The organism is Haloferula chungangensis, assembly GCF_042664875.1.
Classification (GTDB): Bacteria; Verrucomicrobiota; Verrucomicrobiia; order Verrucomicrobiales; family Akkermansiaceae; genus Haloferula; species Haloferula chungangensis.
This window is the reverse complement of the sequence record NZ_JBHTBS010000001.1, coordinates 939,979-952,368: the sequence shown is the minus strand read 5'-3', so window position 1 is coordinate 952,368 and position 12,390 is coordinate 939,979. Positions and strand designations below refer to the sequence as shown.

Sequence of the window (12,390 nt, the reverse complement as noted above, 5' to 3'; positions counted from 1 at the left end):
AAGGCGACGCACCAAACCAACAGGAGAATGTTGAGCCCCAGAATCCGAGCATCCTTCCTGTGCCTTGCTGCATGCATCACCAATGCTACAACCAGAACAGTGCTTGCAATAATCCAGAACCTTGCCTGTGAGTATACCTGACCATTCAGGATCACAATGTTGCTGCCAAGTAGGGTGACAATGGCTACAGCTGGAACAAGCAATTTCATAGCCGAACGTCGATGGTGAGGCGATCCCGGTAACCGAACCAGAAAGACTACGGACATCCAAGCAGCTTTCGAAGCTGGCGGCAAGAACTCAACACAGCCGCTGATAGGGGTCTGAGATGCAACGGATTTTTGGACCGTTTGTTGTTAAGTTTTGGGAGGTGAAATCGGCCTCGGATTGGGCCGGGGTTCGGTAGTCGAGGGCTGAGTGTTTTCGGTGAGTATTGTAGTTGCCCTCGATGTAGGCAAAGAGCCAAGTATTGGCATCATGCTCGTTGATGAAACCTGCTACGCGGCATTCCAAGCGCCTCACAGATTGGTCGGACACCATGACCGGTGGTGCGGCGAATGTCGTCGATCACGGCTCGGAGTTGGGCCGGGGTTTGGTTCCGAGGATGACCGCGGCCTCTTTTAAAATGTCATTCTCCTGACGCAGGCGGGCAAGCTCCCGGCGCATCGCGCGCAGATCGTCCGCTTCGTCCCGCTCGCCTACGGCTCGCGGTCCTTCGCTCCCGACCTGCGCGCGCTCGGCTGCTCTGCGCCATGCGTAGAGGAGATTCGAACTGATGCAGAGCTCTTCAGCGAGTTCCGGGACTGGGCGGCCGGCTTCAAGCAGCTCGACTGCCTGGGCCTTGAATTCGGCGGTGTAGCGCTTTCGCGACTTCTGACTCATGGGCATGGACTCTAGATGTTGTTGGTCCAGAATTCCAGCACACCTCAGGGGGCTAGGTTGGACTCAGTGGAGGAACTTGATCGCGACAAAGCCTCCAATGAGCAGCACACCACCGATCAGGAAGCACCATTCGAGGTTCTTCTCGATGAAGGGGCGGACCGTTGGCCCGCAGATGCGGATGATGGCGGCGACCACGAAGAAGCGGAATCCGCGGCCGACGATTGAGGCGACGATCAGCATCGGCAGACTGTAGTGAAACATGCCCGAAGCGATGGTGAAGACTTTGTAGGGGATCGGCGTGATGGCGGCCAAGAGAATGCCATAGAAGCCGTACTCCGCATACCAGTCCTGGATCTTCAATTGCGTGTGTCCGCTTGGATCGAAGAGCGTGAGGAGTGGCTTGGCGACCGAATCCGCGAGCCCCCAACCGATCGTCCACCCGAGAATGCCTCCGAGGACCGAGCCCGCAGTGCAAACAAGTGCATACTTCGCCCACTTTTCGCGCGCGCCGAAGCACAGCGCTAGGAGAAGGACGTCGGGCGGAATGGGAAAGAAAGACGACTCGACGAAGGCAATGAGGAACAGAGCCCAGGTGCCGCCGGGCCGGTCTGCCCAGGAAATGGTCCAGTTGTAGAGTCGCCGGATCGCGCCGGGCTTCACTTCAGTCTCAGGCAGGGCTTCGTTCACGGCCGGGATTAAGCGTGGCGCTTACGAGGAGGGCAAGGCGGAGAATGGGAAAATGGAAAATCGGGTTGGCGACTCTTCAGGAGCCTCCCGTCACCTGAGGCAATTCGTGGTAGGGGACAAGTTGAGCCCTGGGATGGAGCACCGGTGGAAAGTTCGTCGCGTCGTGAAAGTCGCCTTGGGATGGTGAACTCAATCAGGAGTCAGGCTGGTCGCCCGATGGCTCAAACTCCCTTGGATCGTAGTGTTCCATGGTTAGCGGATATCCCGCGAGGTCCTCGGGGCGCAAATACACCGTCATGAGGTAGCAAACGTAATTTCTCGTCGAAGGGTCCACTCGCGAAAGGATGCGGTGGAGATCGGTGTCTTCATGCGCCAATACGAGAACGACGGTATCAGAGATCCACCTTTCTCCCGGCTCTCCCTCAATGTCGCGATCCTCACTGTTGAGGAATCTAACGAATGACTCCTCATCACTCCTGTAGGCATGGTAGAAGTTGTGATAGCTTGAGTCCGGAGAATTTGATTCCGGCTTGAGATCGAAAAGGTTTCGAATGTACACGTCCCTGCCAATGCCCATGATTCCACCGGAATCAGGAGGGTAATACCTGGCAATCCGATCTGGAAGAGTGTGCTGAGACGTCGCACAGCTGGAGAGCATCAACGCTGCGAGAAGGTACGTTCTCATGGGGATTGATCCCGCAGGTATTCGGTCCAATCGGAGATTTGCTGCCAGATCCTACTCGTTCTCCGGCCGCGGATCGCGGTTGAGGAGTTGGCTCAGGGCCCAGGCCGCCGGCATGTCTTCGTAGAGGATGGCATGCACGGCATCGATGATCGGGGTGCGCACCCCGGCATCTCGGGCTGCTTCGTAGATCGAAAGGGTGTTGGGGACTCCTTCGGCGACCATGCCGAGTGCGTTGACCGCTTCCTCGAGGCTTTTGCCTTGTCCAAGAGCGAGACCAACGCGGTGGTTCCTGGAGTGGGCGGAGAAGCAGGTGGCAATGAGATCACCGACTCCGGAAAGTCCCGCAAAGGTTTCGACGCGACCGCCAAGACGGACGCCGAGCCGGGTCATCTCTGCAAGCGCGCGAGTGACGAGGGCGGAGATGGCGTTGTCGCCGAGGTTCAGGCCCGAGGCGATGCCGGCAGCGATGGCATAGACATTCTTGATGGCGCCGCCGAGTTCGATCCCGGGAAGATCGTCGCTGGTGTAACTGCGGAAATGCGGAGCGGTGAACACCTCCTGGAGCTGGCAGGCGATGGATTCGTTGGTGCAGCCAATGACGGCGCAGGTCGCCAGATCGCGGGCGATTTCCTCGGCGTGGTTGGGTCCGGAAAGAACGGCGACGGGGTTGTTAGGAAAAACTTCCTTGAGGATCACGCTCATGCGGTCGCCGGTGCCTCGTTCGATGCCCTTGGCGCAGGAGACCAGCACGGTTTCCTCCGGGACTCCGGCTTCGGCGAGGTCGGTCGCTGCCTGGCGGGTCACCGACGTCGGCACGCAGAAGAGGATCAGCGGGTGGAGGGAGGCGTGATTCATGCCGATTTCGGCGCGCACGCTTTCGGGGAGATCAATGTCGCTGATATAGCGGGGATTCCGGTGCGCGAGGTTGATCGAGTCGACGGTCACGGGATCTCGACCGATCATCACGACATCGGAAATCCGGGAGCCGATGAGCGAGGCGAGCGCGGTTCCAAAGGAACCGGTTCCAAGGATGGCAGCGCTGGAGAACATGGGCTTTAAGGTAAGGGGAACGCCGGGGTGCAGAGGTCGATGGGTCTAGCTGGCTTTGGGATCAGAGTGCACCTTTTTGCGCTTCCGCTCAAAGCGATTCTCGGTTCCGGCTCGGAGCCGCTCGATGTTACTGCGATGCTTCCAGATCGCGAGCACGGCGATGATGATGGTGAAAACAAACAGGGGCTTGTTCCAGGTGCCCGCTTCCCAAAGGGTAGGCTGGGTCTTGTCGTTATTGATGTGGTGAAAGCGCGCCCCGATGTGGGTGAGAATGGGCAATGCGGCGGCGGCGACGATGCTGGCGAGTGCGACGTATCGAGTCGTCAGGAAGGTCAGCAACCAGACAAAAATCAGCAGGATGATGGCAAAGGGCATCAAGGCGATCAGCACACCTGCCGAGGTGGCAATGCCCTTGCCTCCCTTGAATCCAACCCACGGGGAAAAGTTGTGACCAATGATGGCGCAAAAAGCGGTCAATACGTGAACGAGTTGTCCGGTGAGCTGTTGTTCGCGAGGAAGATGGAGAGCAAAGTCTTGAAGGAAGCCAAGCATCGGCATCACCGTTTTATTCTCAATCTGGACCAGATTGAGCGCCAGCACGACGGGCAGATAGCCTTTGAGGGCATCGAGGATCAGGCAGGTGATGCCGTATTTCTTGCCGACGACACGGAGCACATTGGTGGCACCAATGTTGCCCGAACCATGGGCGCGGATGTCGATGCCTTTGAGCTTGGCGATGATCAGGCCAAAGGGGATCGATCCAAGCAAGAAGGCGATAAGCGGGCTAATCCAGAGCTGCATTCGGCGACTGGATTAGGCGAAAAATGTGACGCTGTCACCTGCGGATGGTGCCTATTTGGAACTCCGCCGAGCCGAGAGTATCGTAACGGCTTCCAAGGGCACATCTGCAACCCTCTGGATTTCAAGCTCACCTGTTGCCGGATGATAAAGCGAAAGGGGCCTAATGCCGGTTTCCGCCATGCCGATTTGATCAGCTATTTCCATGCCGGAGACGACTTTGCCGAAAACCGCGTATCCATGACCGTCGGGCTGCGGAAAATTGAGGGAGCGATTGTCGGCCAAGTTGATGAAGAAGGCGGCGGTGGCCGAATCGGGTCGGGCATTTCGTGCCATGGCGACGGTGCCACGATCGTTCTGGAGACCATTGCGGGACTCATTTTCGATCGGAGCCTGAGGCAATTTCTCGACCGCCGAAGTGCCTTCCAAATGAATCCTTCCGGCTTCGACAAGGTAGCCATCGATCGCACGGTGGAAGATCGTTGAATCGTAGTGCCCGGAATCGACGTAGCTCAGAAAATTCGCGACGGATACCGGAGCCTTCCCGGGGTCGAGTTCAATGACGATTTCACCGAGCTCGGTTGTAAGATGGACTTGATGATTCCCAGAAGTCGTTACGCTCAGATCCTCCTCGAGAGACTGCGCCGTCTCCTGGCCGGTCTCCGTTGTACAAGAAACCGCCGCCCAGATGAGGGCGGCGACGGGAAGGTGGCGAAGCATGGATGCAGAAAGACGCTTACTTCTTGGCGTCGAGAATCTTGTTCCACTCGTCGAGCTGCTTCTTTTCCTTGGCGAAGAGCGCATCGGTGGAATCAAGGATCTCGATGGACTTGATCTTGTCCTTCATCGCGATCTTGTCGACCACGTCCTGGCCCTTGGTAACCTCACCGAAGACCGTGTGCTTGCCGTCGAGGTGGGGAGTCGGACCGTGGGTGATGAAGAACTGCGATCCGTTGGTGCCCGGACCTGCATTGGCCATCGAGAAGATGCCTGCTTTGTTGTGTTTGAGATCGGCGACGAATTCGTCTCCAAACTTGTAGCCCGGGCCGCCCCGGCCGGTAGCGGTCGGGTCACCACCCTGAATCATGAAATTGGGAATCACGCGGTGGAAGGTCACCCCGTCATAGTATCCGCGCTTGGCGAGGTTCAGGAAATTCGCACAGGTTTTGGGTGTCTTCGAAGCAAAGAGGGTGGCTTCGATGTCTCCCTTTTCGGTGACCATCTTGATGCGGATGTCCTTCACGGCTGCTTCCTCTTCCTCGGCGAGGGCAAGGGGGGCGATCAGTGTTAGTGCGATTGCTAGTAGTTTCTTCATGGTTGGTTTGTGGGTTGAAAATCAGGCGCTGGCTCCGTCATCGGTGGACTCCCGGAGCTTGGGAACGGCGGGTGGGGATTGAGGGATCACGAGTTCGATTTCCCCCGTGGGAACCCAACCGCGCGTTTGATTGGAGAAGGCCACGTAGGTCCAATTTCCCGTCCGGGTCAGAACCTGGCACAGCGAGCCGGCCGGGGCGTCGATGACGATCGGAGCATTGCGTGAGGCATCCGTGCGGACCGTCGCCTTGTCGGTGACGATTACAGCTTGCTCGGCCACCGGCGCGAAGCGGGCGTCGTCTGGGAAGTAGTACCAACCACAGAAGCCAGCCAGAGCCATGATCGGGGCGATGATGAGCCCCGAGATCGCTGCGATGCGCCATCGGGCACCGCGATGGGTGGCGGGAAAGATCAGCATCGAGAGGACGATGATCCAAAGACCGGCCCAGACCAGGCTCTTCCACGTATCGAGCGAGATGCTGGCGATGACGTGCTGGTAGTCGGGCCGTTTGACAATGATGGAGCCAAACTTGCGTTCGAAGAAGCGGAGGTTCTGACGGGCTTCCGGGTGGGTCGGATCGCGCTCCAAGGCGCGCCGCCAGTAGAGTGCCGCCTCCCCTGAGGCTCCGAGGCGATAGGAGGCATTGCCGATATTGTAGAGCGTGTCGGCCGACAGCCTTTCATAGGGTCCAGTCTCGAGCCAGAGGCGTGCGGCTTCCGCGTAGCGGCCGCTTTCGTAGGCATCCTGAGCGGAGTCGCCTGATTCAGCTGCGTGAAGGTCCCCAGCGCCGAACATCGAGATGATGGCGATCAGTGGGAGAGCCAGCTTCCTCAATTGTTTGAGGATGCGCTGGCGTTCGGAGCGGGGCACGGCTTCGTCCTGCACATCCTTTTTGAAGCAACTCTGATCCCTCTTGGCGAGGATCTCCTGGGGGAGGGCATCGTCGGAGGAACCGAGCCAACGTTCGACGAAATGACCGGCGGCCCGATAGAATCCCCGAAGATCGCTGGGGGCTTTCTCCAGTGTTTTGAGATCGCGGAGGCGAGCGAGTTCGTCGGGATCCTTGCGCAGTTGCGGGGCGATCCGCGATTTGAAAATCAGTGCCAGCAGGAAGAGGGCGATTGCAGCCGGGACGACTTGCCACGCCCACGATGGCAATCCTCTCCCGGATGGAAGTAGCGAGGAACCTGCCGAGCTGATGCTGAGGATGTCCGTCATGTTCTCAACCGGAATCGGAAGAGCCGGAGGTGCCGAAGAACCCAGGCTGGCGGGACCGGTCGCGGGAGTGACCGTGAGAGGGATGGCATTGCTCAACAAGGTGGCATAGGTCTCCTGATCGGGGTCGAAGTAAACAAGCCGGAAGGGGGGCACCTGGCTGTGCGGACGCAGCGGACGCATGAACTGCCGGAAGACGGTATAGCCGGTGCTGGCGCGCCGGTCATCGCGCTGCTGAGGGCTGGCAGGGTAGAGCTTCCAACCTTCTTCATCGATGGGCCGGGGAACATTCAGGGTGTCGAGATTTCCCTCACCACGGACGAGGATATTGACGTTGATCGGGTCACCTTCGCGCACCTCGTTGTCATCGGTGGAGACCGCAAGCTCGAAGCGTCCGATGGCATCTTCAAAGCCCTCGGGGGCTCCCGGCGGTAGCGCGCGGGCATTGATGTCGAGTGGCGGGATTTCGAGGGTGACGGCCTCGTAGACCCCCTGCGCGCCGAACTGCCCGAAAGTCGTCTGAACGGTGATCAAACGGAGGGTGGCTGGTCCCAGCTGGACCGGTCCGACACGCGTCGGCGCGAGAGTGCTCGGGTAGCTGACCGCGTAGTAATTGCGACCCAGAAGTTTGGCCCGACCGAGTGATGGCCGTGGCTCGAATCGCCACGCGGCAACTCCGTCGCGCTTGAACTCGGGGATGCCCCAATCCTCGACCCGTTGCTCGTTGGGAATGTAGATCTTGAGCTCGGTTGGGATGACCTCGTTGAGGAAAGGTTCGCTATCAATGGTGTGAAAGGCTGCCGCATAACGAAGCACTTCATTGCCGATCTTGGTGGTGCTCCACTCGATATCGGTCTCACGCGAGACGCGAAGCTGGATGGGTTCGCTGCGCAAGGTTTCTCCGACGAGATCGAGGGTCGCCGCAGGAATCGTGTAGTCGCCGGGTTGGTAGGTGCTGACGGTGTAGCGGAAAACATACTCGCGGCGACGTCCGAGACCGATGCGTGGCTCGGCGCCGAAACCGATGGGCGAGATGTTCAAACCATTGACTGGAGCGAGCACTAGTGCCCCTCCGGCGTCAGGGGCATCACTCAAGACATACTCGAGCAGGGTCTGCTCGCCTTCGATGATGAACCGGCTACCGATCTCGCCGCGCAGCGAGGCTGCCTGAGTGAGTGTTGCGGCAAGCCACAGAAGGGCGGTCCAAAAGAATGTTGGGATGTTAAATCGCATGATGTTTACCAATCCTTATCAGGTCTCCTAAAGCGAAGCCGACCGGGCGAAAGAGCGCCCTTTTGAAGGTCAGCGTTTTCATTGAGAATCCGTCGTGCGGCTTCTTCGGGCGTTTCGCCGGGTTTGGGTTCCTTTTTCCCGCCCTCACCATCGCTTTCGGAAGGTTCGCCGTCCTTGTCGCCACCGTCATTTTTCTCTTCGCCTTCCTCCTCGCCCTCGCCTTCGCCTTCTTCCTCGCCGCCCTCGCCTTCACCTTCTTCTTCACCTGAGCCGCCTTCGCCTGGATTTTGCTCGCCTGGTTCCTCTCCCTCTCCGGAGCCAGGCATCGGAACCGCCTGGATGCTCTGGGCGTTCTCCTCCACCTTTTCCAGGATCTCCCGGAGCTTTCGCAGGTGGATGACGGTCAGTTCGCGATTGTGCGCGGCAGGCTCGAAGGCGACGGTGGAATCGTAGTGGCGTACGGCGTCGATCCAGTCTGTTAGAAGCTGGTTGAAATGCTCCGAGCCTTCACTCTGGCTTTCTTCCGGGGTCTCTTCCTTCATCCACTCATCGAGTCGATTCTTCACCATCTCTTCAAAGGCGGCGAGATCACCTTCCGAGGGGCGCTCGTCGTTGGTGCGATCGAGCAAGGCATCGGACAGCCGATCAAAGACATCCGCCTCCTCACTCTCTTCCGGTGGCGGCCCGGGATCCGGATAGGCGGAGCCTTTCGAGAGCCGGGCCCAGCCGATTTCGAACAGGGTATTGCCCATGCCGTGGTGGGCAGCATTCCGCAGTTGGCTGTCGTCAGCTCGCAGTGCTTCGCTGAAGGCCTTCCTCGCCGTCGCGAGGTCACCGATCCTGTAAGCGGCATTTCCTTGAGCGAGTCGGTAGCCGAAGGCTTTTTCCTGATCGGGCTCCATCTCGGCCAGCGCACCAAATCGATCCCGCGCTTCTTCGTAATGTTCGGCTGCGTAAGCGGCGCGGGCATCATCGACATCGCCAGCCTGAAGCGGGCGGGGGAGGAAGCAGAGAAGTGCGATCGCCGTACCGACCCCACGCCACCTCGTCGCGGCCACGGCCGCACCGATCAGCAGCAGGATTGCCGGAAGGACAAACCACTGGAAGTATTCCACGGTGACGACCTTCTCGCGGCCGGCAATGCGGACCTTGTCGAGATCGGAAACGGCAGCCTGAACCATGGCCGGAATATCAGCCCCGGACGAGGCAATGGCAAATCTTCCTCCAGTAACTTCCGAAACCCGCTTCAACGGGGCGGTCTCAAGCCGGCTGATGACTTCCTTTCCTTCCCGGTCGCGGAATCGTCCGTCAGCAAACTCATCGTCAGGAACAAAATCCCCCTGTTCCGTGCCGAAGCCGATCGTGATCACTTCGATTCCTGCCGAGCGGGCGTCCTGAGCGATTTCGGAAATCTTGCCTTCGTGCTCCTCCCCGTCACTCATGAGAATGAGCGCATTCTGGCGAGTCCCCGTTTTCTTAAGCGTCTCAATGGCAAGCTTCAGCCCTTCCTTGAGATTGCTTCCTCCGGCTGGAATCCAATCGATGTCGAGTTGGTTGATCGTCTCGCGAATCGCCGAGTGGTCGGGAGTCAGCGGAGCAAATAGGTAGGCGGACCCGGCAAAACCGACGACCCCGATGCGGTCGTTGGGCAGCGCATCGAGCAGCTCGTAAGCTGCGGCTTTCGCCTGGGTCAAACGATCGGGCCGGAGGTCCGCGACCTTCATGCTGCGGGAAAGGTCGATGGCGAAAAGAATGTTGCGCCCGAGGATGGTCTCGGTGGTGGTCTCACGACGGCTCTGAGGCCGTGACAGCGCGATGATCAGAAGAGCCGAGGCCAGCAACATGCACACGAAGGCGATCCAGCGGGGGATCGGGCTGGACCGCTTGAGCAGCCTCGGTCGCAGGCGCTCCGAGACGAAGGCCCCCCATTGCTTCTTGCGAAGCCGGGCTGTTAGAACCGCTCCGGTAGCAATGATCGGCAGCAGAATCAGCATCAGCAGCCATGCAGGTTCAGCGAGCGTCATGGGGCGGGTGGAGGGTTGAGGGCCAGCAGGACGGCACCAAGCAGGGCGAAGGCGGCCGCAGCTCCGGCAAACCATTTGAAGAGCTCCTGATCGGTGGTCGTTGTTAGAGAGTTGGCTTCCGATTTCTCAAGCCGGTCGATCGTTTTGAAGGTCCCCTGAAGTTGGGCGACGTTCTGAGACCAGTAGTGCTCGGCACCGGTGATTTCAGCAATCTTCTTGAGTGTCGGAAGATCGAATTCCTGACGGGGGAAGCGCTGGATGCCACGCGACACGCGGCCCTCCATGGTGCCGATGGCCACCGTGTAGATCTTGATCCCGAGTTGCTTTGAAAGCTCCGCGGCTTCGACCGGCGACAGCTTGCCGGAGTTCGAAGCACCGTCGGTGATCAGAACGATGATCTTGCTCTTCGCATCCCGTGCATTGAGCTTGTCGGCCGAAGCCGCAATGGCCGAGCCAATGGCGGTTCCCTGTTCCTGAAGGATTTCGAGTTCAACTTCATCGAGCTTTCCTAACAGCCAGTCGTGATCGAGGGTGATCGGCCCGGAAATGTAGGGCTGGCCGGAGTAAAGCACCAATCCGATGCGATCGTCCGGACGGCCAACGATGAAGTCGTGCACCACCGCCTTGGCCGCATCGAGTCGGCGAAGCGGGCGGCCTTCGGGTGTGAAGAAGTCGTCGATGCTCATCGACAGGGAGACGTCGAGTGCCACGACGATATCGATCCCGCTCGCCGTCTTGGCCTGCAGCTCGGTGCGCCACACCGGGCGGGCCATGGCGAGAATCGCGGGGATGAGGGCGAGAAGCATCAGGGGCAGGCCGAGCGAAAAGGCGGTGCGGCGCACCTTGGCTCCGAGACTGACGAGGACCGACAGCGATGAAAAGGCGATGGCGGCCTCCGCTCCACGTCCACGCCGGAGGAGGAGGAGGAGAACGCAGGGCACGAAGAGAAGCAGCCAGGCCGGCTTCGCGAATCGGAGATGTTCGAAGATCTCACTCATGCCGGAAGGTTCTCATGAAGCTGGGTTAAAAGGCTGCGGCCCTCGCTTGCGATCACGCCAGGATCTCCCGCTGGGGACTTGCCGTATTTCATTTTCGCAAGGCGGTTGAAGGTATTGGAGACTTCTTCTTTCAACTCGGCCGGGAAGCTATTGAGCGCTTCGTGACGAGCGAGGAATTCTTCGTGGGTTTCATAAAGCGAAGGGTCGCTGGCCACCGTCGCGAGATAGCGACGGATCGCCTCCGAACAGGTGGTGGCCGCGGCTTGCACGGCGGTCTGCTGCGCGGCGAGGTCGATTTTCTCCATGGCCAGTTGGAGCGCCTGATCGTGGATCAGCTGCAGGTTTGGCGCTTCGGAAGACTGGCCCTTTCTGAACATGGCACGGAGCCAAACCGCTAGGAGAAGCACCCCAAGCGCCACTAGGACCCAAGCCCACCACGGCCACCCCGATGAGTGGACGAAGGGCTCGGCGGGAACGAGGTCCTGAAGTTGAAGGCTTTCGGAATCCATGGGTCAGCGAACGCGCTTTTTGGCGCGACGTTTGAGCATGCGGTGGAGGTCACCGAGCCGGTCACGGTCGGTGGAAAGCTGGGCGATGTCGATGCCGTGCTTGCGGCAGATCTTGGCGACGCCGTCGTGCTGACGGCGCATCAATTTCTCGTAACCCATCCGCAGATTCGGGTTGTTGGTGTTGACGAGGACTTCCCAGCCGGTTTCGGGATCTGTTAGAACGACGCGACCGGCTCTTGGAAGCTTTTCCTCAAGCGGGTCGATGATCTGAAGGGCGAGCGTCTCGTGCTTGCGGGCAAGCTTGCCCAGCGGCTTGTCGATCGGGTCGGCAAAGAAGTCCGAAATCATGAAGACCACGGCGCGGCGGCGCAAGGTCTGGACGAGATGATCGCAGGCGGCCTTGATCGAAGTGCCGGGATTTGCGGGGCGTGCGATGAGGATTTCCCGAACAATCCGCAGCAGATGGCGGGTTCCCTTGGCAGGGGGAACGAAGAGGATGGGTTCGTTGGCAAAGAGCAGCAGGCCGACCTTGTCGCCATTTCCGATCGCGCTGAAACCCAGAATGGCAGCGGCTTCGGCGGCGGCTTCGCGTTTGCTGAAGTGGATGCTGCCGAAATCGGCCGAACCTGAAACGTCGACGGCAAGCACCATCGAGAGTTCGCGTTCCTCACGGAATTTCCGGATGAACGGAGTATTCATGCGCGCCGTCACGTTCCAGTCGATGAAGCGGATTTCGTCGCCGTGCTGGTATTCGCGGAAATCGTCGAAGTCGAGACCCTGACCACGGAACGAAGATTGGTATTCACCGGAGAAGGATTCGCGCACCAGGCGGCGGGCCTTGAGCTCGAGTTTGCGGACTCGGGCCATGACCTCTTCGATTTCCTTGTCGGTGGGATCGCTCATGGGGTGTTAGACGGGGGACTTTAAGGCAGAAGACCGAGGGCCTGGTCGGACAAAAGCGCGGAGCATTCCAGTCTTCTGTCCGGGGTCTTCCGGT

Annotated in this window: 12 protein-coding genes; all 12 read right to left on the bottom strand. The window is 59.4% G+C overall.

The window, feature by feature from the left end; genetic code table 11:
- Positions 1–564: 564 nt before the first annotated feature.
- Entirely contained in the window at positions 565–879 is a 315-nt protein-coding gene (locus tag ACFQY0_RS03825) for a transposase (RefSeq protein ID WP_379709261.1), read from the bottom strand.
- A 63-nt stretch (positions 880–942) separates the two neighbouring features.
- Entirely contained in the window at positions 943–1,566 is a 624-nt protein-coding gene (locus ACFQY0_RS03820; protein WP_379709258.1) for a YqaA family protein, read from the bottom strand.
- Positions 1,567–1,759: 193 nt separating this feature from the next.
- Positions 1,760–2,251 (bottom strand): hypothetical protein, encoded by a 492-nt coding sequence (locus ACFQY0_RS03815; protein ID WP_379709256.1) that lies wholly within the window; start codon positions 2,249–2,251, stop codon positions 1,760–1,762.
- A 51-nt stretch (positions 2,252–2,302) separates the two neighbouring features.
- Positions 2,303–3,301 carry an NAD(P)H-dependent glycerol-3-phosphate dehydrogenase gene (locus ACFQY0_RS03810; RefSeq protein ID WP_379709254.1) on the bottom strand — a complete coding sequence of 333 codons (999 nt, stop codon included), beginning with the start codon at positions 3,299–3,301 and terminating at the stop codon, positions 2,303–2,305.
- 45 nt (positions 3,302–3,346) lie between these two features.
- Positions 3,347–4,102 (bottom strand): glycerol-3-phosphate 1-O-acyltransferase PlsY, encoded by a 756-nt coding sequence (gene plsY, locus ACFQY0_RS03805; RefSeq protein ID WP_379709252.1) that lies wholly within the window; start codon positions 4,100–4,102, stop codon positions 3,347–3,349.
- Between the two features lie 51 nt (positions 4,103–4,153).
- Complete coding sequence (locus ACFQY0_RS03800; RefSeq protein WP_379709250.1) at positions 4,154–4,819, bottom strand: peptidylprolyl isomerase; 666 nt, start codon at positions 4,817–4,819, stop codon at positions 4,154–4,156.
- 16 nt (positions 4,820–4,835) lie between these two features.
- A complete protein-coding gene (locus ACFQY0_RS03795; RefSeq protein ID WP_379709406.1) occupies positions 4,836–5,342 on the bottom strand; it encodes a peptidylprolyl isomerase in 507 nt (168 codons plus the stop codon).
- 93 nt (positions 5,343–5,435) lie between these two features.
- Positions 5,436–7,862: a BatD family protein gene (locus tag ACFQY0_RS03790; protein ID WP_379709248.1), complete on the bottom strand. Its 2,427-nt coding sequence runs from the start codon at positions 7,860–7,862 to the stop codon at positions 5,436–5,438.
- A 5-nt stretch (positions 7,863–7,867) separates the two neighbouring features.
- The gene (locus tag ACFQY0_RS03785) at positions 7,868–9,886 is read right to left on the bottom strand and encodes a VWA domain-containing protein (protein WP_379709246.1); all 2,019 of its coding nucleotides are present in this window, start codon (positions 9,884–9,886) and stop codon (positions 7,868–7,870) included.
- Positions 9,883–10,884, bottom strand: a complete 1,002-nt coding sequence (locus tag ACFQY0_RS03780; protein WP_379709244.1) for a VWA domain-containing protein — start codon at positions 10,882–10,884, stop codon at positions 9,883–9,885. Before ACFQY0_RS03780 ends, ACFQY0_RS03785 begins: the two co-directional genes overlap by 4 nt.
- Positions 10,881–11,393 (bottom strand): hypothetical protein, encoded by a 513-nt coding sequence (locus tag ACFQY0_RS03775; RefSeq protein ID WP_379709242.1) that lies wholly within the window; start codon positions 11,391–11,393, stop codon positions 10,881–10,883. The genes ACFQY0_RS03780 and ACFQY0_RS03775 overlap by 4 nt, the downstream gene beginning before the upstream one ends.
- A 3-nt stretch (positions 11,394–11,396) precedes the next feature.
- Positions 11,397–12,296 carry a DUF58 domain-containing protein gene (locus tag ACFQY0_RS03770; RefSeq protein ID WP_379709240.1) on the bottom strand — a complete coding sequence of 300 codons (900 nt, stop codon included), beginning with the start codon at positions 12,294–12,296 and terminating at the stop codon, positions 11,397–11,399.
- Positions 12,297–12,390: the final 94 nt, after the last annotated feature.

Bases quoted from the DNA above. Each gene is read 5' to 3' on its own strand.
- ACFQY0_RS03825 (WP_379709261.1), bottom strand. From the start codon at position 879: ATGAGTCAGAAGTCGCGAAAGCGCTACACCGCCGAATTCAAGGCCCAG.
- ACFQY0_RS03815 (WP_379709256.1), bottom strand. From the start codon at position 2,251: ATGAGAACGTACCTTCTCGCAGCGTTGATGCTCTCCAGCTGTGCGACG.
- ACFQY0_RS03810 (WP_379709254.1), bottom strand. From the start codon at position 3,301: ATGTTCTCCAGCGCTGCCATCCTTGGAACCGGTTCCTTTGGAACCGCG.
- plsY (WP_379709252.1), bottom strand. From the start codon at position 4,102: ATGCAGCTCTGGATTAGCCCGCTTATCGCCTTCTTGCTTGGATCGATC.
- ACFQY0_RS03800 (WP_379709250.1), bottom strand. From the start codon at position 4,819: ATGCTTCGCCACCTTCCCGTCGCCGCCCTCATCTGGGCGGCGGTTTCT.
- ACFQY0_RS03790 (WP_379709248.1), bottom strand. From the start codon at position 7,862: ATGCGATTTAACATCCCAACATTCTTTTGGACCGCCCTTCTGTGGCTT.
- ACFQY0_RS03785 (WP_379709246.1), bottom strand. From the start codon at position 9,886: ATGACGCTCGCTGAACCTGCATGGCTGCTGATGCTGATTCTGCTGCCG.
- ACFQY0_RS03780 (WP_379709244.1), bottom strand. From the start codon at position 10,884: ATGAGTGAGATCTTCGAACATCTCCGATTCGCGAAGCCGGCCTGGCTG.
- ACFQY0_RS03775 (WP_379709242.1), bottom strand. From the start codon at position 11,393: ATGGATTCCGAAAGCCTTCAACTTCAGGACCTCGTTCCCGCCGAGCCC.
- ACFQY0_RS03770 (WP_379709240.1), bottom strand. From the start codon at position 12,296: ATGAGCGATCCCACCGACAAGGAAATCGAAGAGGTCATGGCCCGAGTC.